Genomic DNA, 16,123 nt, shown 5'->3' with positions numbered 1-16,123 from the left:
CGGTGAGCCGCTTCGACCCGCGCGGCCGAGCCAACCGGGCGCTGCTCGTCGGCGTGTCCGAATACGACCACACAGCGCCGGATCCACAGGGCGTGACCGGCCAGCTCCCCGCCGTGCGACACAACCGGAAGACACTTCAGCACGCCCTGAACCGGAGCGGGGTGTTCGGCGCGGGCGAGGTCAGGGTGCTGGCCTCACCGTCCGAGGAGGACTTCAGGGGCGAGCTGCGAGGCGCCGTGCGCGAGGCCGAGGGCCTGCTGCTGCTCTACTTCGCCGGGCATGCCGTCGTGAACACCTCCGGCGGCGAGCTGCACCTCCAGATGCGCACCGCGCAGGTGGTCGCGGGCGAGCTGCCCGGGGCCGTGAGCTTCGCCCAGGTGCTGGGGGAGATCTGCGTCGCCGAGAGCCGCGCCGAGAAGGTGCTGGTGATCCTGGACTGCTGCTACGCGGGCCACGCCGCGGGGATCTGGCACCGCTTCCCCGATCCGGAGGGGAACAAGGAGAAGGTCCTCCTCCTGATGAGCGTCCAGCCCAACCGCTGCATCCTGGGCGGGGACGCCGACGTCGCGACGCCGTTCACCCGCGAGCTGGCGCAAGTCCTCGACGAGGACGGGGAGGTGTGGCTCTCCGAGCTGTATCCCACGCTGAAGCAGCGGATGGACGAGGCGGGTTACCGGGCGGAGGAGGACGACCCGCAGATACCGCAGGCACTGGCTCCGCCGTGGGACCCGGACGCGGACATCCTGCTGGCGGCGCGGCCGGTGCCCTCGCGTGCGCCCGTGTACGAGCCTGCACCCGTGCCTGCACCTCCGGTACCTCCCCCGCCGCCGACGCCCGGCCCCCCTCCCCGCCCCCTCCGGTCACGCCTGCTCAGACGCGCGGCCGACGGCGTCCGGGCCCTCGCCGACCGGCTCGGCCGGACCCTGCTCACCGTCCTGCTGGCCCTGCTCGCCACCGGTGCCGGCGGCTACGGGATCTTCGCCTTCATCGGCGATTCCGGGGCCTGCGCACCGTCCCTGGAGCTGCGCGTGCTGACCGATCCCGACCTGGAACCGGCGATGCAGGCCGCCGCGGACGCCTACTTCGCCTCGGACACGAACACCACGGACGACGGCTGCCGGCGCGGCGGCGTCACCGTCTACAGCGCCGGGGCCGCCACCGTGGTCAACGCGCTGGGCAAGCGGACCGACGCCTGGCAGCAGCCGCGCGAGGACGACAACCCGCAGCGGGACATCGGCCCGCAGCCGGACGTGTGGATCCCCGCGACCGGCGCCGACGTCGGCCGCGTCACCGCCGCGCAGGAGGACCGGGTCTTCGCCCGGCTGGAGCCGGACGCCGAGCCGTTCGCGTACTCACCGGTCGTGCTGGCCCTGCCGCAGGACCCCGCCCGTGCCCTCGGGAAGCCCACCGGGCGGTCGCTGGCGGAGCTGGTCGACGCCCTGGAGGCGCTGCCCGGCGCCGCCGAAGTGCACCGCCCCGACCCCGGCCTCACCGGCTCGGCGCTGCTGGCGACCGTGGGCCTGTACGGCGACGGGGACGATGTGCGCGGTGCCGAGCGGCTCATCACCCGGCCCGAGCGGCCCGAGCGCTCGGCGGTCGAGCTGCTGTGCACGCTGCCCGACGACGACGCCGTGGACGACCGCGGAGCGGCCCTGGTCCCGGAGTTCCTGCTCAGAAGCGGGGTCGGCTGCCACCCGGCCACACGCGTCCCGCGCACCGCCGCCTACCCCGACGACGTACCCGGCCTGGAGCCGACGTTCGTGCGGGTGCGCTGGGATCACGGCGACCTGGACGCGAACTCGCGCGACGAGGAGGCGAACCGCTTCCGCACCTGGCTGACCGGTGCGGAAGGCCGGGCGGCGCTCGGCGAGCAGGGCTTCAGGTCCGCGAGCGGTGACCACGCCCTGCTCGACGCCGGGTCGGCGGATTCCGCCGGTCTGACCGACACCGTCCGCGCGGGGGACTCCGCCGGCGCGTCGGATCTGGACGGGGCACTGGCGCGGTACGGCAACGCGCACGGACACGGCCGGGTCCTCTTCCTGCTCGACAGCTCCGGCTCGATGGCCGGTCTGTGGGACGGCCCCAGCGGCGGCCCCGGCATCCTGAAGCAGACCCTGCCCGGACTCGGCGGGGAGGACGAGTACGGGGTATGGGCCGTGCACGGCCTCGACGGCCGTACGCACACCGAGCTGCTGCCCTTCGGCACGCACTCCCGCAAGCGCGCCGAGGAGGCCCTCGACACCGGCAAGGTGCGGGACGCGGAGGCCGATCCGTCCGCCGCCCTGCTGGACGCGCTGACGTTCATGCGGGAGCGCGGCGCCAAGGACGAGAGGCCGCAGCTCATCGTGTACCTCACCGACGGCGAGGACGACACCCGCCTGACCGGCGACCGGCTCAAACAGGTGGTCGACCGGGCCGGGACCGCGGGCGTGCCCGTGGCGATGGTGACCCTGAACAGCGGGGCCTGCGACAGCGGCCGCCCCGGCACGCTCATCGCCGAGGCCGGCCGGGGCCGTTGCCTGGACGCCGGAGACGACCTGGTCCCCGCCCTGCACGACGAGGTCGCCCGCATCGGAACGGGAGAGGAATGATGGCCCGCCGCCTGCCCGCCGCCGCGCTGTCCCTGCTGTCGCTGCTCGCCCTCGCTTCCTGCACCGGAGGCGAGCCGCGGGAACAGCCGCAGGGCGCCGACGCCTCCACCCGGATCGTGGTGGCCAGCGGCCAGGACGTCACCGGCAAGAACGGCATCCGCCAGCAGCTCATCGACGCCTGGAACGCCAAGGAGGGCAGCCACGGCTACCGGGCCCGCCTGGTGGAACTGCCCGGCTCCGCCGACCAGCAGCGCAGCCAGCTGCTCGGCGCCCTCCAGTCCGGCGGCGCCGACTACGACGTCGTGAACCTCGACGTGACCTGGATCCCGGAGTTCGCCGAATCCGGCATGATCCGCCCGCTGACGGACGCGGCCGTCAAGTCCCCCGAGGACATCGTCCCGTCCGTGAACAGCACGTCGTACTGGGACGGCGAGCGGTACGCGGTCCCCTTCAACAGCGACGCGGGCCTGCTCTACTACCGCAAGGACCACCTGCGGAAGGCCAGTGCCTCCCGGACCGAGCTCAGCGACGGGGTCACCTGGGACGAACTGCGGGAGCTGATCGACGCCGTCGACCCCGAGGACGGGAACGCGGGCTGGACCACCCAGCTCGCCGCGTACGAGGGCCGTACCGTCAACGCGATCGAGGCGTTCGCCTCGGCCGTACCGGACTTCGAGCTGACCGACCGGGACGGCGAGTACGTCGCGACCGAGCAGCAGCTGACGGCGGGCGTGAGCGAACTGCGCGAGCGTACGGCGAAGCCCTACACGCTCAAGGAGGCCTCCCAGTCCCGCGAGGCCGAATCGCTGAGCGCCTTCGCGGAGGGCCGGACCACCTTCCTGCGGCACTGGCCGTACGTCTATCCCACCCTCTACGAGACCTTCAAGGGCAAGCTCGGGGTGACCCGGCTGCCCGGCAAGGCGGTGCTCGGCGGCCAGAACCTCGCCGTCACCTCGTCCATGTCCGGGCAACGGGCCGCGAAGGCCGAGGAACTCATCGCGTTCCTCACCGACCCGGACAGTGAACGCTGCCTGCTGCGCGCCGGGTTCGCGGCGACCCGCGCCTCCGCCTACCAGGACTCCGGCACCGCCCCCGACTGCCGGCACGCCCGCGCGTACTCCGAGTCGCCCTCGGCGTCCCCCACCGGCGAGAGCACGGTCCGTACGCCCCCCGACCGTTTCGCCGACGGCACCAGCTACTCCCGCGACATCCTGTACCCGGCCCTCCGCGAAGCGGTGCACCGGCCGGTCACGCCGCTGTACGGCGCGGTGAACCGCACCCTCATCACCGAACTCGACGCCCTCTACGACCCTCCGCGGAGACCGGGGGAACGTCCGCCGGGTGACGCGGAGATAGCGAAAAGCCTTGACGAGGCGTTGAGGGAATTTTTACCCGGTTGAATCTCCTCCCAATGATGTTCACAACTCCTCCATTGCGTACGTGTGTCCCCGTGGGTAGCCTCAATTTCGCACTGACCATGCAATTGAAGTAAACGGGGAACGGGGATGGACTTCGTGAGCGTACGAAGCAAGGGAATTTCTTCCGTAATAGCCTTCGCCATGACCGGCGCGCTGTGTGCCGCCGGAGCGCAGACGGCGGGGGCGGCTCCGGCCCAGCCGGAACTTCGCGCCGGAGCGGACGAGATCTGCGCGGTCCTGGGGATCGGCAGCGGCGCGGCGGGCCTCACCAAGGCCCTGGCCAAGGGTGCCTCGTGGGTCGGGATCGGCGCCAGCATCGGGTGCTACGCCTACACGAAGGCGAAGGAGGCCACACCCGCGCAGAAGCGAGCGGCCATGATCAAGTCCTACAAGAAGTACCAGGCCATGAGCGACATCAAGAAGCTCGACGCGCTCGGCTACTACTGCCGCAAGAAGGACACCGGCGGTGGCGGCGGAACGGATGTCGCTCCCACCAACCCGACCGTGAAGGTGGGGTACCGCGACATCAGGATGAAGGGCGTGACGTACAAGTGCACGGCGACCGGGGACTGACCGGCCGTCGCGGCCCGGGCTATGGAGAACGCCTGCTGTTCTCCATAGCGCTGGTCGTGGTGAGCCTGCTGTGGGTCACACGGGACATGGCCGTGTGGGCGACGGTGATGTGCGGGGTCGGCGCGGCGGCAGGGGCTCTCGGAGTTTTCTACTTCGGGTGGCGCTATATTCGTGATTCTCGCGCACGCGGGAATTCCAGCTAGTCGCGCTATTCATTCTTCGGCTTCACATCACATTCGAACCAGACGGTTTTTCCGGGCCGGTCGGGCAGTGGATCCCACCCCCACCGGTCCGTGACCGCGTCGACGATCAGCACGCCTCGCCCGTCTTCGGCGAGTTCGTCCACAGCTGTGGACAGCGGCGGTCGCGGGCACGAGTCCGTGACCTCCACCCGCACCCCACGCCCGTCCGGCCACCGCGTCATCAGCACAGCGGCGCGCCGGTCGGGCGTGTGGCGTACGACGTTGGCGACGAGCTCGGTGAGGGCGAGGCCGGCCGGGTCGCACAGTTCGGCCATCTCCCAGGCGATGAGATACACACTGAGGATCCGGCGCAGATGCCGGGCGGAGTGCTCACCCAGGGTGAAGTCGGTGCCGTATCGGGAGCCCGGGGAGTCAAGTCCTGGCCAGGGCTGATGGGTTGCGTGATTCATGCCACCAGGGTGGAGTCGGGTGATTACGCTCGGCTACAGACCGAAATGAACGCCGTGCCGCGTTCGTACCTGGGGGTGACCACTCCATGCCCAACATCCGCCGCCTCGACCCCACCGCCTCACCGCTGGACTACTTCGGCTCCGAGCTCCGCCGCTACCGCGAGAGCGCGGGGCTGTCCCAGAAGGAACTCGGGGACTGCATCTTTTGCACGGGCTCCCTTGTCGGCCAGATCGAAACGGCCCACAAGGTCCCGACCAGGGAGTTCGCGGAGCGGGCGGATGCGGCGTTGATGACGGACGGGGGGTTTTCGAGGCTCGTGGGGTTGGTGTTGCGGAGCCAGTTGCCGGCGTGGTTCCAACCGTTCGTGGAGTTGGAGACGCGTGCGTCGTACATCTCCACGTATCAGTGTCAGTTGGTGTACGGGCTTCTTCAGACGGAGGCGTACGCGCGGGCTGTTCTCGGCATCGATCAGACGGACAAGCTGGACGAGATGGTGGCGGCGCGAATGGATCGCCAGCTCGTTCTGCGGCGTGAGCAGCCGCCGGTGTTGTGGACGGTGCTGGACGAGGCCGCGTTGTACCGGCAGATCGGTGGCCGAGAGGTCATGCGCGACCAACTCGAGCACCTGTTGGGCCTCTTCGGGCAGCCGTGGACGCATCTCCAGATCCTGCCGTTCACAGCGGGCCAGCATGCGGCGATGATGGGCTCGTTCACCCTTCTCCGGTTCGACGACGACCCGGACATCCACTACAGCGAGAGCTACGACCAGGGCCACATGACGGCCAATCCTGACGTAATCAGGGAGCGTTCGGTCGGTTACGCTCGCCTTCAGGCCGACGCCCTCTCCGAGAGGGAATCGGCGGCCCTGATCGCTCGCGTGATGGAGGAACGCTATGGGGAGCAGCCTGGATCTGACGCGCGCGCACTGGCGTAGGTCGTCGTACAGCGGGAGCAGCGGCGGCGAATGCGTCGAGGTCGCCGACCTCGGAACCGGCGTCGCTGTGCGCGACTCCAAGAACCCCGAGGCCGGCATACTCACCGTCTCCCCGGAGGCCTACTCCGTCTTCGTCGCCGCGTCGAAGATCCGCAGCGAGTAGACCTCGCTGTCGTTCTCCGAGATCGCGAACAGCTTGCTCGCGTCCGGTGCCCAGGCCAGGCCCGCCGGTGCGAGGGTGTCCGCGCCGCTGCTGGTGCCGGTGTTGGGGAAGTCGTACTGCCGCAGCGGTGTCGAGACACCCGGCTTGAAGACGTGCACGTCCGGGTCGTACCAAGAGAAGGTGCCCGCCGCGACGTCGCCGTTCGGGGCGATGTCCACCGCGTTCGGGTAGGTGTTGGTGACGTACTGGCCGTTCGCGGACAGGTCCGTGACCTTGTAGACCGCCTGGTAGTACGGCGCGCCGCTGGCCGTGACGACGTCCTGGCCGTCCGGGGTGACCGCGAGATCCTGGAGGTTGCCGCCGCCGGTGCTGCCCGGGTCGAAGGCCTGGGCCGTACGGCTCGCCGCGCCGGAGGAGACGTCGTACACGGCGAGTTCGACCGGGCTCTGATCCGGCGCGCCCGCGACGAGCGTGCCCGGGGCGCCCGCGGAGGCGTCCAGGATCGGGGCCTCGTAGAAGGTGCGGTGGGTGTCCTGGTCCAGGGTGACGGCCGGGTCGGTGGCGCTCGGGTCGAGCGAGCCTATGTTGCCGTCGCCGGAGGAGCCGTAGCTGAACCACAGCTTGCCGCCGGCCAGGGCGACGTAGGCCGGTCCGGCGCCCGCGCCCGTGGAGTAGCGGCGGGACTCGGTCCCGGTCGCCGTGTCGATCGCCACGAGGGCGTCGGCGTCGTGCACGGCCGCGTACAGGGTGCCCGAGTCGGGCGACAGCTCCAGGCCGTGGACGCCGGGCAGCGAGCTCACGGTGTCGACGACCGTGCCCGCGTAGTCAGTGACGACGACCTGGCCGGCCGTCGGATCGCTGATGAACACGCGATGGTGGGCTCCGTCGACGACCATGTCGCCGGTCGACTTGAGGGGCAGAATCTCGCTGGAGTCCGCTGCCGCCGCCGACCCGGCGCCTAAGAGGACCGCGAGCGCCGTCGCGGCCGTGAGAGTACGTCTGTGCACGGTTTTCGAACCTCCCGGACGAAAGAAGTGGTCAGCCTGCGCAGGCTAGATCACCCCACTGACAGACGTGGGCCGGGAAGCAGGACGGTGGCGCGAAAGTGCCGTGGGAGAGGTGAGCGCGGTGGGACCGTCAGCGGGCGTCGGCGACGGTCCGCTGGTCCTGCCGGGGTTCGTCCGCTCTCGCCGGCCCCGCGTTCGCCGCGAGCAGCAGTGTCGCGACGGCGATGACCGCCGCGGTGAGACCTCTGGTGTAGCGCTCGGCGGTGCGTGTGCGTTCCAGCACGGCGACCTCGCAACTGGGGCGGTGGCTACGGCGGCAGCGTATTAAGCATGTTCGACAATTCGGCTTAACACTCCGTTTAACCTAGGGGCTGTTCATGGCGAACGGCAAGAGGGGCAGGGGGAGTTGGCGTGGGGGAGCGTGATGATCCGGGGACGATCGGACGCCGGGTGCAGCGGTTGCGTGTCGAACGGGGACTGACGCAGCGGCAATTGGCGGAACCCGTGTACACACCGGCCTATGTCTCCACCCTGGAGTCGGGAAGGGTGCGGCCCTCCGACGACGCTCTGCGGCATCTCGCCGAGCGGCTCGGCGTCGCCTTCGACGAGCTGGCCACCGGGCGTTCGGCGCGGCTCGTGACCGAGCTGCGGCTGCGGCTGACCGAGGCCCAGCGCACCTTCGCCGTAGGCGAGGCCGAGCCGGCGGCGGAGCAGTACGCCGAGCTGCTCGCCGAGGCCGAGACACAGGGGCTGGCCGCGGAACAGGCCGCCGCGCTGCTGGGGCTCGGCGAGTGCGCCCTGGAGACCGGCGAGCTGGTGGCGGGGCGGCAGTACTTCGAGCGGGCCGAGGCCTGTCTGGCCGGGGCGCCGCTGCCCGCCCGGGTCCCGGCCCTGCGCGGCCGGGCCGTGGCGCACTACCTCGCCGGGGAGCTCCGGTATGCCGTCTATCTGCTGGAGTCCGCCCTCGATGAGCTGAACCGTGGTGGCCTGCACGACCCGGACGCCCTGCTGCTGCTCTACGCCAGCGTCATCGGGCCCTATATGGACATGGGTGCGCACGCGCGAGCGGCCCAGGCCGCCGAGTTCGCGCTCGCGCTCGCCCCGCAGTCCGGCGATCCGGCCCTGGTCGCCCGTATGCACCGGTCCGTCGCCCGCACCCTGGTCGCCGAGGGGCGTCTCGCCGAGGCCGACGCCTCACTGGCCAAGGCCGCCGAGCTGTACCGGGGCCTGCAGATCCGCACCGAACTCGCCAACTGCCATTGGATGCGCGGCTATGTGTACGCCCAGGACGGGCAACTCGAGCGGGCGGAGGGTGAGCTGAGGGAGGCCCTCGGCATGCTGACGGCCAAGCGCGCCGCCCTCTACAGCAGCCAGGTCGCCGTCGAGCTGGCCGATGTGCTCCACCGGCGCGGCAAGTCCGACGAGGCCGCCGCCCTGCTGCACGGGGTGCTCGACGACCTGTCCTCCGAGCGCGGCGCCGTCCACTCCGCCGCCGCGCACCGGCTGCTCGGCATCATCGCCGAGGACGCCCGCCGGACCGAGGTCGCCGAGGAGCACTACGTCCGTGCCCTGAGCCTGCTGGAGCGGGCGGGCGCGGCCGGAGACCTGGCCGACCTGTGCCGGCTGCTGGGCGATCTGCTGCGGCGGACGGGTCGGGTGGAGGCGGCCCTGGATGCGTACCGGACGGGCCTCGGACACCGTACGGCCCCGGGTACGACTACTCTCGGGCCTCCTCCCGCCCAGCCTCCGTTGTGAGGAGCCCCCTGCCGCACAGGCTCCTCTGTGAGGAAACAGGGGCTTCGCACAGCCGTGCGGGTTAGCCTCCCTCCCGGGATGTGAACGACGGGGCGGGCGCGTGGAGAACCAACGGACGGTGGCCGACGGCATACGGCTGGGCCTGCGCGCCCTCGTGTACACCGTCCTCGGCGGTGCCGCGCTGATCGCCATAGTGACGGTGGGGTCGGTGCTCGGGCCCCTGCTCGCGCTCGATCTCTACACCCCGCCGGTCGCGGCCTGGTGGACGGTGTTCACCGCGATCGCCGTCCAGGGCGTGCCCTTCCTGCTGCTCGGCACGGTCGTGTCGGCGGCGATCGGCGCGTTCGTGCCCGAGCGGTTCTTCACCCGTCTCCTGCCCCGCCGTACGGCACTCGCCGTGCCGGTCGCGGGCGCGGCGGGGGTCGTGCTGCCCGGCTGCGAGTGCGCGTCCGTGCCGGTGGCGAGCAGCCTGATGCGGCGGGGTGTCGCCCCGGCCGCCGCGCTCGCCTTCCTGCTGTCGGCGCCCGCGATCAACCCCGTCGTGCTGGTGGCGACCTCGATCGCCTTCCCGGGGCAGCCGGAGATGGTCCTCGGGCGGCTGGTCGCCTCGCTCGCCACGGCCGTGGTGATGGGCTGGCTGTGGGCGCGGTTCGGGCGGGAGGAGTGGCTGCGGCCGCCGAAGCGGAACGGCGGTGGTCATACGCCGGGTGGCGGACCGCGTGCCTTCGTCTCCGGGCTTCAGTACGACTTCCTGCACGCGGGCGGTTTTCTGGTGCTCGGGGCGGCGGCCGCGGCGACCTTCAACATCGTCGTGCCGAGGTCGCTGCTGGAGGTGTTCACGGGGTCGGCCTGGCTGTCGGTGCTGCTGCTCGCCGTACTGGCGGTCGTGCTGTGCGTGTGCAGTGAGGCCGACGCGTTCGTGGCGGCGTCGCTGAGCGGCTTCTCGCCCACCGCGCGGCTGGCGTTCATGGTGGTCGGGCCGATGGTGGACCTGAAGCTGATCGCCCTCCAGACGGGCACCTTCGGCCGGGCCTTCGCGCTGCGGTTCTCGTCCGCGACCTGGCTGGTGGCCGTGGCGAGCAGCGTCCTGGTGGGGTGGTGGCTGCTGTGAGGCGCTACGGACCGGCCGTCCTGCTCGCCCTCGTCGGCGCGGCGATCCTGCGGGTGTCCCTCTTCAGCGAGCTGTACCTGCGGTACGTCCAGGCGGGGTTGCGGCCGTACCTGGTGGCGTCGGGGGTGGGGCTGGTGCTGCTGGGTGCGGTGGTGGGGGTGGTGGTGCGGACCTCGGGGGAGCATGACGGGCACGAAGAGAGTGGCGGCGAGGAGCATGAGGGGCGCGAAGACGGGCACACCCACGGCCCCGCCGGCCCCCGCGTCGCCTGGCTCCTCGCTCTCCCCGCCCTGGCCCTGCTGCTGTTCCCGCCGCCCGCCCTCGGCTCCTACAGCGCGGAGCGCGAGGCGGCCCAGCGGGCGGCCCAGGGCGTCGGCGGCTTCCCCGCGCTGCCCTCAGGGAACCCCCTCGACCTCACCCTCGGAGAGTTCGGCTCCCGGGCGCTCTACGACAGCAGCCGCTCGCTGAAGGGACGTACGGTCCGGCTCACCGGCTTCGTCACCCGCGACGGCGACGGCACCTGGTACGTCACCCGCCTCCTCGTCTCCTGCTGCGCCGCCGACGCCACGACCGGCAAGGCCGAGGTGCGCGGCGCCGACGCCCCGCCCGTCGACACCTGGGTCACGGTCACCGGCACCTGGCAGCCCAGGGGCGAACTGGGCACGGACTCCGCCTGGCCGCCGGTCCTCGACGTCACCTCCGTACGGCGGGTACCGCAGCCGGACAACCCGTACGAGAAGCGCTGAACGGGAGTTTCACCCCATCTCTGCCGGGTAGTCGGGGCACGATTCCGGGAGGTCTCCGGAGCGCGTGGGTGCCGGTCGACGGGGCGTGTGGTGCCGGCCGGCCCGCCAGGCGCGCGGCACCCATGGCCGGCGACGCTCACCGGCTCGCCCGAACAGGCCCAGTTGCCCCATGCCCTCCCCGCTGTACGCCGGAGTGATCGAAGGAGGCGGTTGACGTGCGGTCCAGGGACGACCCCGGCGGTGATCCCGGCCCTCACCGCACCGGCGGTGACCTGGACCCGGACGGGATCCGGGCCGCCGATGTGATCGCCCGGGGCGTGCGGGGTGCCGAGCCCGGTGAGGTTCCCGGGCGGCTGTGCGAGGTCGCGGTGGAGCTGCTGCCGGTGGTCGGCGCGAGCGTGTCGCTGCGCAGCGACGGCATGCCCGTGCAGCTCAGCGCCAGCAACGCGCGCGCCGCGCAGCTGGCGCAGCTCCAGGCGACGCTGGGCGACGGCCCCTGCCAGAGCGCCGTGGAGACCGGCGCGCCCGTGCTCGCCTGCGACCTGGCGGCGGGCAGCGACGCCGGACGCTGGCCGGTCTTCGCCCAGGAGGCGACGGCGGCCGGGGTACGCGCGGTGTACGCGGTGCCGCTGGGCAGCGCCGCCGTGTACGTGGGCACCCTCGACCTGTACCGCGACAGTCCGGGCGGGCTCACCGCCCGCCAGCTGCACGTGGCCCGGCTCGTGGCCGGTGTCATGACGGTGGCCCTGACGGCGCTGGCGCGCGGGGACGAGCCCGACGCGCGGGACGGGGAGGCCTGGCTGAACGGGCTGGCCGCGGACCACGACGAGGTCTACCAGGCCGTCGGCATGATCATGGCGCAGCTCGGCGTAGGCGCGGACGACGCGCTCGCGCGGCTGCGGGCGGACGCCTTCGCGCGCGGGCGCACGGCCATCGAGGTGGCACGCGACGTGCTCGCCCACCGCACGCGCTTCGAACGGGACTGAGGCCTCGGAGACCGGTGGACCGATCGGCCGGTGAGCCGATCCGGTCAGATCTGCGCCCGGCCCTGCTTCCTGAGATCGGTCAGCCGCTGCACCCCGAGCTGCACGGTCTGCTGCGTGACCTCCGCGTGCACCTCGTCCAGGCCGGCGTTGGTGACGGTGATGGCCTCCTCGCCGACGCGCGCGGCGGCGAGATCCATGGTGAGGTACGTCAGCTCCCCCTCCTCCGTCTCGCCGGCCAGCGTCACCCGCAGGGCCTGGCGGGCGTCCCCCACCGGAGGCAGCGGCATCTTGCTGACCTCGACGGTCTGGACGCCGCCGCGCGTGGTCGCGGCCGTGAACTGGCCGCACAGGCGCGGCAGCGACTTCATCCAGCCGAGGGCGCGGTCGACGTCCGCCGGGCGGTGGACGGCGACCTGATAGCGCAACTGGGCGTCGGTGTCGGCGTCGTCGAGCGCGGACACCGCGTGCGGGCCCTTCGGGGTGCCGAAGAGGTCCTCGGCGTAGAGGGCGTCGAGCAGCCGCTGGCAGTCCCGCTTCTCCGTGGTCGCCTTGAGCAGCCCGTCCCGCCAGGTCCTGGCGCCGCGGGTCGGCCCCCACGGCTCGCCCAGATCGGCCTCGGTGATCAGCGCGGCCTGGACCAGGGCCTCGGTGAGCGTGGCTCCGGAGCCGGCGGGCTGCTCGCCGGCGGGCGAGACGGCCGTGGCGGGGGCGGAGGCCGAGAACCACCGGGGCCGCGGTTCGTTCTCGATGGAACAGGCGGCCGTGGCCAGCAGTCCGGTGACGGACAGCGCGGAGGCGAGGAGGACACGTGCGGTGGCCGGGGGGTGCGTCATCGGGGGTGCCTCCTGCGCGGGGCTCTTGGAGGCGCCTGCTGGCGGGCGGTCTCTCCGAGATGGGTCTGTGCTCATACGGCACCACCGCGACGGGCGGCACACCAGTGCGACGGGCTGTTCGGGTGAGGACGGAAAATCCGTCGTCCGGACGCCGAGGCCCTGTTACCGTCACGCCCATGCAGCGCGCCCAGCCGTTCCCGTCTCTCACGACGACGCCGGAGAGTGTCCCGGCGCGCTGACAGCTGACCCAGATGTCCGAAGCCCCGGGGCGAGTGCCCCGGGGCTTCGTCGCGCGGTGCTCGCCTCGGATCCCGAAGATCCCGAAGACCCCGAGGGAGACCCACCATGCACGACCACCGCCGGCTCGGCCGCGAGCTGAACCTCTTCGACACCGACCCGCTGATGGGCGCCGGGCTGCCGTACTGGCTGCCCGACGGGGCGATCGTGCGGCACGCCCTGGAGGAGTACATCCGCGAGGCGGAAGGGCGGGCCGGCTACCGGCACGTGTACTCGCCCGCCCTCGGCAAACGCGAGCTGTACGAGATCTCCGGGCACTGGGACCACTACGGCGACGACATGTTCCCGCCGATGGACCTGGGCGCGGAACAGGTCCTGCTGCGCCCCAGCCTCTGCCCCCACCACGCCCTCATCTACCGCTCCCGCTCCCACAGTTACCGCGAACTACCCCTCCGCATGGCCGAGTTGGGCGGCATGTACCGCTCGGAGCTGTCCGGCGTCCTCGGCGGGCTGACCCGGGTGCGGGCCATCACCCTCAACGACGCGCACATCTTCTGCACCCTGGAGCAGGCCGTCGAGGAGGCACGGGCCGCGCTGGAGCTGATCGGCCGCGCCTACGGGGATCTGGGCATCCGCGCCTCCCGTCACCGTCTCTCGCTGCCCGGCGAGGGCGGCAAGTACGTGGCCGACCCGGAGCTGTGGCGGCGGGCCACCGCCCTGCTCCGGGAGGTCCTGGACGGCTCCGGCATCCCGTACGAGGCCGCCGAGGGCGAGGCGGCGTTCTACGGGCCCAAGATCGACGTACAGATCACCGACCCGGCCGGCCGCGAGACCACCCTGTCCACCGTCCAGATCGACTTCCACCAGCCAGAACGCTTCGACCTGCACTACATCGGCGCGGACGGGGCGAAGCACCGCCCGGTCATGGTGCACCGCAGCATCATCGGCAGCGTGGAACGCGCGGTGGCGCACCTCCTGGAGACCCATGGGGGCGCGTTCCCGGCGTGGCTGGCGCCGGTGCAGCTGGTCGTCATGCCGGTCGCGGAGGAGCAGGCGGACGCCGCCCACGCCCTCGCCGGCCGTGCCCGCGAACTCGGCCTGCGCGCCGAGGTGGCGGGCCCCGAGCAGGGCACCCTCGGCGCCCGCGTCCGGGCGGCCCGGCTGGTCCCGTACCAGGCGGTGATCGGACAGCGGGAGGCCGCGGCGGACCTCGTGGCCCCGCGCCTGCGAGACGGCCACCGGCCCCCCGCCCTCCCCGCCGCCGAACTGCTGCGGCGGATCGCCGACCGGGTGGCGTCCCGGGGCACCGGCCTGTGGGACGAGTCGGACGAATCGTAGGGCGGGCTCAGAACGACCAACGCGTATGGGAGTAGACGCCGTTGTCCCGCCCGAAGCCGTACGCCGTGTCCGGGGCGACCGCGTACACGATGTCGTCGCCCCGGCGGAACGCGTCGCCGATGCCGTGGAAGGTGCCCTCGGGGGAGGTGATGTGCGGCCCGTACTGCTCCTCGTACGCCGTGATCACCTCTTCCAGCAGCGCCGGGTCGGTGACCGGCCGTGCCCTGCCCTCGACCACCAGGTCGAAGCCCTCGGTGAGGGAATTCGACCCGGTGGTCAGCGCGCAGTGCGCGTCCCGGGCGAGGTTCTTCGCCTTCTGCTCCTGCCGGCCGGTGGAGAAGTACAGCACCCCGGCGTGCCAGGCGGCGATGACGGGCGTGACGTGCAGCCTGCCGTCGGGCCGGACCGTGGACACCCAGAAGATCTCGGCGGCCCCCAGCCGCCGCTGCGCCTCGTCCCACTCGGTGGCGGTGACGCCCGAGGCACCCGGGCGGGGGTTGAGCGCGGAGCTGTAGCGGGGGTCGAGCTCGGTTGCGGGCTGCTGCGCGGGACCTGGTGCCGGCATGGCGTCTCTCCTGTCGTCCTCTGCTGACTCTGCTGACTCTGTTGCTTCGGTTGCGTCTGCTGCTTCAGCTGTCGTCTTCCCTGCGGTCTCCCTACGTCCTTCCCGTGTGCGCCCCGGCGTCGGTTCGTCCGTTCGAGGGGCGCGTAGGGTCGCTCGTACGGAGCCCAGCCCGGGACCAGTGGAAGGAGCCCTCGCCGTGACGGACGGTCAGCCCATCCCGGTGATCATCGACTGCGACACCGGCGTCGACGACGCCCTAGCCCTGCTGTTCGCCGTGCGGCACCCGGCGCTCGACGTGCGCGCGATCACCTGCGTGGCCGGGAACACGGATGTGGACGGGGTCGTCCGCAACACGCTGACCGTGCTGGAGGTGGCCGGTGCCGGGGACATCCCCGTGGCCCGGGGCGCCGAACGGCCGCTGATCGAGCCCGTGCGGACGGCGCGGCATGTGCACGGGCAGGACGGCATGGGGGATCTGGGGCTGCCCGCGCCGACCCGGGTGCCGGTCGACGTGGACGCGGTGACGCTGCTGCGCCGCGAGATCCTCGCCTCGCCGCGGCCGGTCACGCTCATCCCCACCGCGCCCCTGACGAACATCGCGCTGCTGCTGCGGACGCACCCCGAGGTGACCCGCAACATCGAACGGATCGTGTTCATGGGCGGCGCGGTGGCGACCGGGAACGCCACGCCGGTCGCGGAGTTCAACGTGTGGCACGACCCGGAGGCCGCCGCGGTCCTGCTCACCGCGGGGGTGCCGATCACGATGTACGGCCTGGACGTGTTCAAGCGGGTCCTGGTGCCCGCCGGGGAGGTGCAGCGGCTGCGCACCAGCGCGGAACCGAGCCTGCGGCTGGCCGGTGAACTGCTCGCCCACCGCGACCCGGCCACCTCCGGTGACCCCACCCCCATGGGCGGCCTCGGCGACGCGGGCGCGGTCTGCGCGGTCGTCGACCCGAAGGGCATCACCACCGAGGCGCTGCCGGTCGAGGTCGTCCTCGCCCCCGGTCCCTCCCGCGGCCAGACGATCGTCGACCGCCGCCCGCGCCCCGGTGAGTCCGAGATTCACGAGGGCGTGCGCGAACAGCCCTTGGTGGACGTGGCGTTGGATGTGGACGTGGAGCGGTACGTCAACCTGTACCTGGAGACGCTGTAGCGCGGAAGCGGGCACAGGGGTTGCGTGGCGATCGATTGACTTTCGATCGATAGCGATCGA

General features: G+C 72.0%; 16 protein-coding genes. 11 read left to right on the top strand and 5 right to left on the bottom strand.

Annotation, left to right across the window (positions count from 1 at the left end; genetic code table 11):
- The first annotated feature begins 2 nt into the window (after positions 1 to 2).
- The 3 genes from ACFT32_RS22390 to ACFT32_RS22380 all read left to right on the top strand — a co-directional run bounded on the left by ACFT32_RS22390 (position 3) and on the right by ACFT32_RS22380 (position 4,582).
- The gene (locus tag ACFT32_RS22390; RefSeq protein ID WP_382491898.1) at positions 3 to 2,591 is read left to right on the top strand and encodes a substrate-binding domain-containing protein; all 2,589 of its coding nucleotides are present in this window, start codon (positions 3 to 5) and stop codon (positions 2,589 to 2,591) included.
- A complete protein-coding gene (locus ACFT32_RS22385) occupies positions 2,591 to 3,991 on the top strand; it encodes an extracellular solute-binding protein (protein WP_382491896.1) in 1,401 nt (466 codons plus the stop codon). Before ACFT32_RS22390 ends, ACFT32_RS22385 begins: the two co-directional genes overlap by 1 nt.
- Before the next feature lie 159 nt (positions 3,992 to 4,150).
- Positions 4,151 to 4,582, top strand: a complete 432-nt coding sequence (locus tag ACFT32_RS22380; protein WP_382491893.1) for a hypothetical protein — start codon at positions 4,151 to 4,153, stop codon at positions 4,580 to 4,582.
- 208 nt (positions 4,583 to 4,790) lie between these two features.
- Here ACFT32_RS22380 and ACFT32_RS22375 read toward each other — a convergent pair whose 3' ends face one another.
- Positions 4,791 to 5,234 carry an ATP-binding protein gene (locus ACFT32_RS22375; protein WP_382491891.1) on the bottom strand — a complete coding sequence of 148 codons (444 nt, stop codon included), beginning with the start codon at positions 5,232 to 5,234 and terminating at the stop codon, positions 4,791 to 4,793.
- Positions 5,235 to 5,320: 86 nt separating this feature from the next.
- Here ACFT32_RS22375 and ACFT32_RS22370 point away from each other — a divergent pair, with 86 nt between their 5' ends.
- Positions 5,321 to 6,169 (top strand): Scr1 family TA system antitoxin-like transcriptional regulator, encoded by an 849-nt coding sequence (locus ACFT32_RS22370; RefSeq protein WP_382491889.1) that lies wholly within the window; start codon positions 5,321 to 5,323, stop codon positions 6,167 to 6,169.
- On the top strand, positions 6,129 to 6,332 hold the full coding sequence (locus ACFT32_RS22365; RefSeq protein WP_382491887.1) for a DUF397 domain-containing protein: 204 nt from the start codon (positions 6,129 to 6,131) through the stop codon (positions 6,330 to 6,332). The genes ACFT32_RS22370 and ACFT32_RS22365 overlap by 41 nt, the downstream gene beginning before the upstream one ends.
- On the opposite strand, the gene ACFT32_RS22360 is transcribed toward ACFT32_RS22365, so the two are convergent.
- Together ACFT32_RS22360 and ACFT32_RS22355 are read right to left on the bottom strand one after the other, a co-directional pair.
- On the bottom strand, positions 6,290 to 7,339 hold the full coding sequence (locus tag ACFT32_RS22360) for a YncE family protein (RefSeq protein ID WP_382491885.1): 1,050 nt from the start codon (positions 7,337 to 7,339) through the stop codon (positions 6,290 to 6,292). The two genes, ACFT32_RS22365 and ACFT32_RS22360, sit on opposite strands and share 43 nt — an antisense overlap.
- Before the next feature lie 130 nt (positions 7,340 to 7,469).
- Entirely contained in the window at positions 7,470 to 7,622 is a 153-nt protein-coding gene (locus ACFT32_RS22355) for a hypothetical protein (protein WP_382491882.1), read from the bottom strand.
- A 128-nt stretch (positions 7,623 to 7,750) separates the two neighbouring features.
- Between ACFT32_RS22355 and ACFT32_RS22350 the strand changes: the two genes are divergently transcribed.
- The 4 genes from ACFT32_RS22350 to ACFT32_RS22335 all read left to right on the top strand — a co-directional run bounded on the left by ACFT32_RS22350 (position 7,751) and on the right by ACFT32_RS22335 (position 11,937).
- The gene (locus ACFT32_RS22350; protein WP_382491879.1) at positions 7,751 to 9,094 is read left to right on the top strand and encodes a tetratricopeptide repeat protein; all 1,344 of its coding nucleotides are present in this window, start codon (positions 7,751 to 7,753) and stop codon (positions 9,092 to 9,094) included.
- 100 nt (positions 9,095 to 9,194) lie between these two features.
- The gene (locus ACFT32_RS22345; protein ID WP_382491877.1) at positions 9,195 to 10,205 is read left to right on the top strand and encodes a permease; all 1,011 of its coding nucleotides are present in this window, start codon (positions 9,195 to 9,197) and stop codon (positions 10,203 to 10,205) included.
- Positions 10,202 to 10,951, top strand: coding sequence for a TIGR03943 family putative permease subunit (locus ACFT32_RS22340; protein WP_382492733.1), 750 nt, complete (start codon positions 10,202 to 10,204; stop codon positions 10,949 to 10,951). The genes ACFT32_RS22345 and ACFT32_RS22340 overlap by 4 nt, the downstream gene beginning before the upstream one ends.
- Before the next feature lie 215 nt (positions 10,952 to 11,166).
- Complete coding sequence (locus tag ACFT32_RS22335; RefSeq protein ID WP_382491874.1) at positions 11,167 to 11,937, top strand: GAF and ANTAR domain-containing protein; 771 nt, start codon at positions 11,167 to 11,169, stop codon at positions 11,935 to 11,937.
- Positions 11,938 to 11,981: 44 nt separating this feature from the next.
- Here ACFT32_RS22335 and ACFT32_RS22330 read toward each other — a convergent pair whose 3' ends face one another.
- The gene (locus tag ACFT32_RS22330) at positions 11,982 to 12,770 is read right to left on the bottom strand and encodes a hypothetical protein (RefSeq protein ID WP_382491872.1); all 789 of its coding nucleotides are present in this window, start codon (positions 12,768 to 12,770) and stop codon (positions 11,982 to 11,984) included.
- Positions 12,771 to 13,115: 345 nt separating this feature from the next.
- Here ACFT32_RS22330 and thrS point away from each other — a divergent pair, with 345 nt between their 5' ends.
- Positions 13,116 to 14,345 (top strand): threonine--tRNA ligase, encoded by a 1,230-nt coding sequence (gene thrS / locus ACFT32_RS22325; protein ID WP_382491870.1) that lies wholly within the window; start codon positions 13,116 to 13,118, stop codon positions 14,343 to 14,345.
- A gap of 7 nt (positions 14,346 to 14,352) precedes the next feature.
- Here the strand turns inward: thrS and ACFT32_RS22320 are convergent, their stop codons facing one another.
- Positions 14,353 to 14,910, bottom strand: coding sequence for a pyridoxamine 5'-phosphate oxidase family protein (locus ACFT32_RS22320; protein ID WP_382491867.1), 558 nt, complete (start codon positions 14,908 to 14,910; stop codon positions 14,353 to 14,355).
- A gap of 196 nt (positions 14,911 to 15,106) precedes the next feature.
- On the opposite strand from ACFT32_RS22320, the gene ACFT32_RS22315 reads away from it, so the two are divergent.
- A complete protein-coding gene (locus ACFT32_RS22315; RefSeq protein WP_382491864.1) occupies positions 15,107 to 16,063 on the top strand; it encodes a nucleoside hydrolase in 957 nt (318 codons plus the stop codon).
- The last annotated feature ends 60 nt before the right edge of the window (positions 16,064 to 16,123 follow it).

This window comes from Streptomyces sp. NPDC057002 (assembly GCF_042673825.1).
Classification (GTDB): domain Bacteria; phylum Actinomycetota; class Actinomycetes; order Streptomycetales; family Streptomycetaceae; genus Streptomyces.
Note: the sequence above shows the minus strand (reverse complement) of the source record. Positions and strands in the feature narration are given on the sequence as shown.

Excerpts from the sequence above, each read along its gene's own strand:
- ACFT32_RS22375 (WP_382491891.1), bottom strand. The coding sequence starts at position 5,234 with ATGAATCACGCAACCCATCAGCCCTGGCCAGGACTTGACTCCCCGGGC.
- ACFT32_RS22320 (WP_382491867.1), bottom strand. The coding sequence starts at position 14,910 with ATGCCGGCACCAGGTCCCGCGCAGCAGCCCGCAACCGAGCTCGACCCC.
- ACFT32_RS22330 (WP_382491872.1), bottom strand. The coding sequence starts at position 12,770 with ATGACGCACCCCCCGGCCACCGCACGTGTCCTCCTCGCCTCCGCGCTG.
- ACFT32_RS22385 (WP_382491896.1), top strand. The coding sequence starts at position 2,591 with ATGGCCCGCCGCCTGCCCGCCGCCGCGCTGTCCCTGCTGTCGCTGCTC.
- thrS (WP_382491870.1), top strand. The coding sequence starts at position 13,116 with ATGCACGACCACCGCCGGCTCGGCCGCGAGCTGAACCTCTTCGACACC.
- ACFT32_RS22370 (WP_382491889.1), top strand. The coding sequence starts at position 5,321 with ATGCCCAACATCCGCCGCCTCGACCCCACCGCCTCACCGCTGGACTAC.
- ACFT32_RS22380 (WP_382491893.1), top strand. The coding sequence starts at position 4,151 with ATGACCGGCGCGCTGTGTGCCGCCGGAGCGCAGACGGCGGGGGCGGCT.
- ACFT32_RS22365 (WP_382491887.1), top strand. The coding sequence starts at position 6,129 with ATGGGGAGCAGCCTGGATCTGACGCGCGCGCACTGGCGTAGGTCGTCG.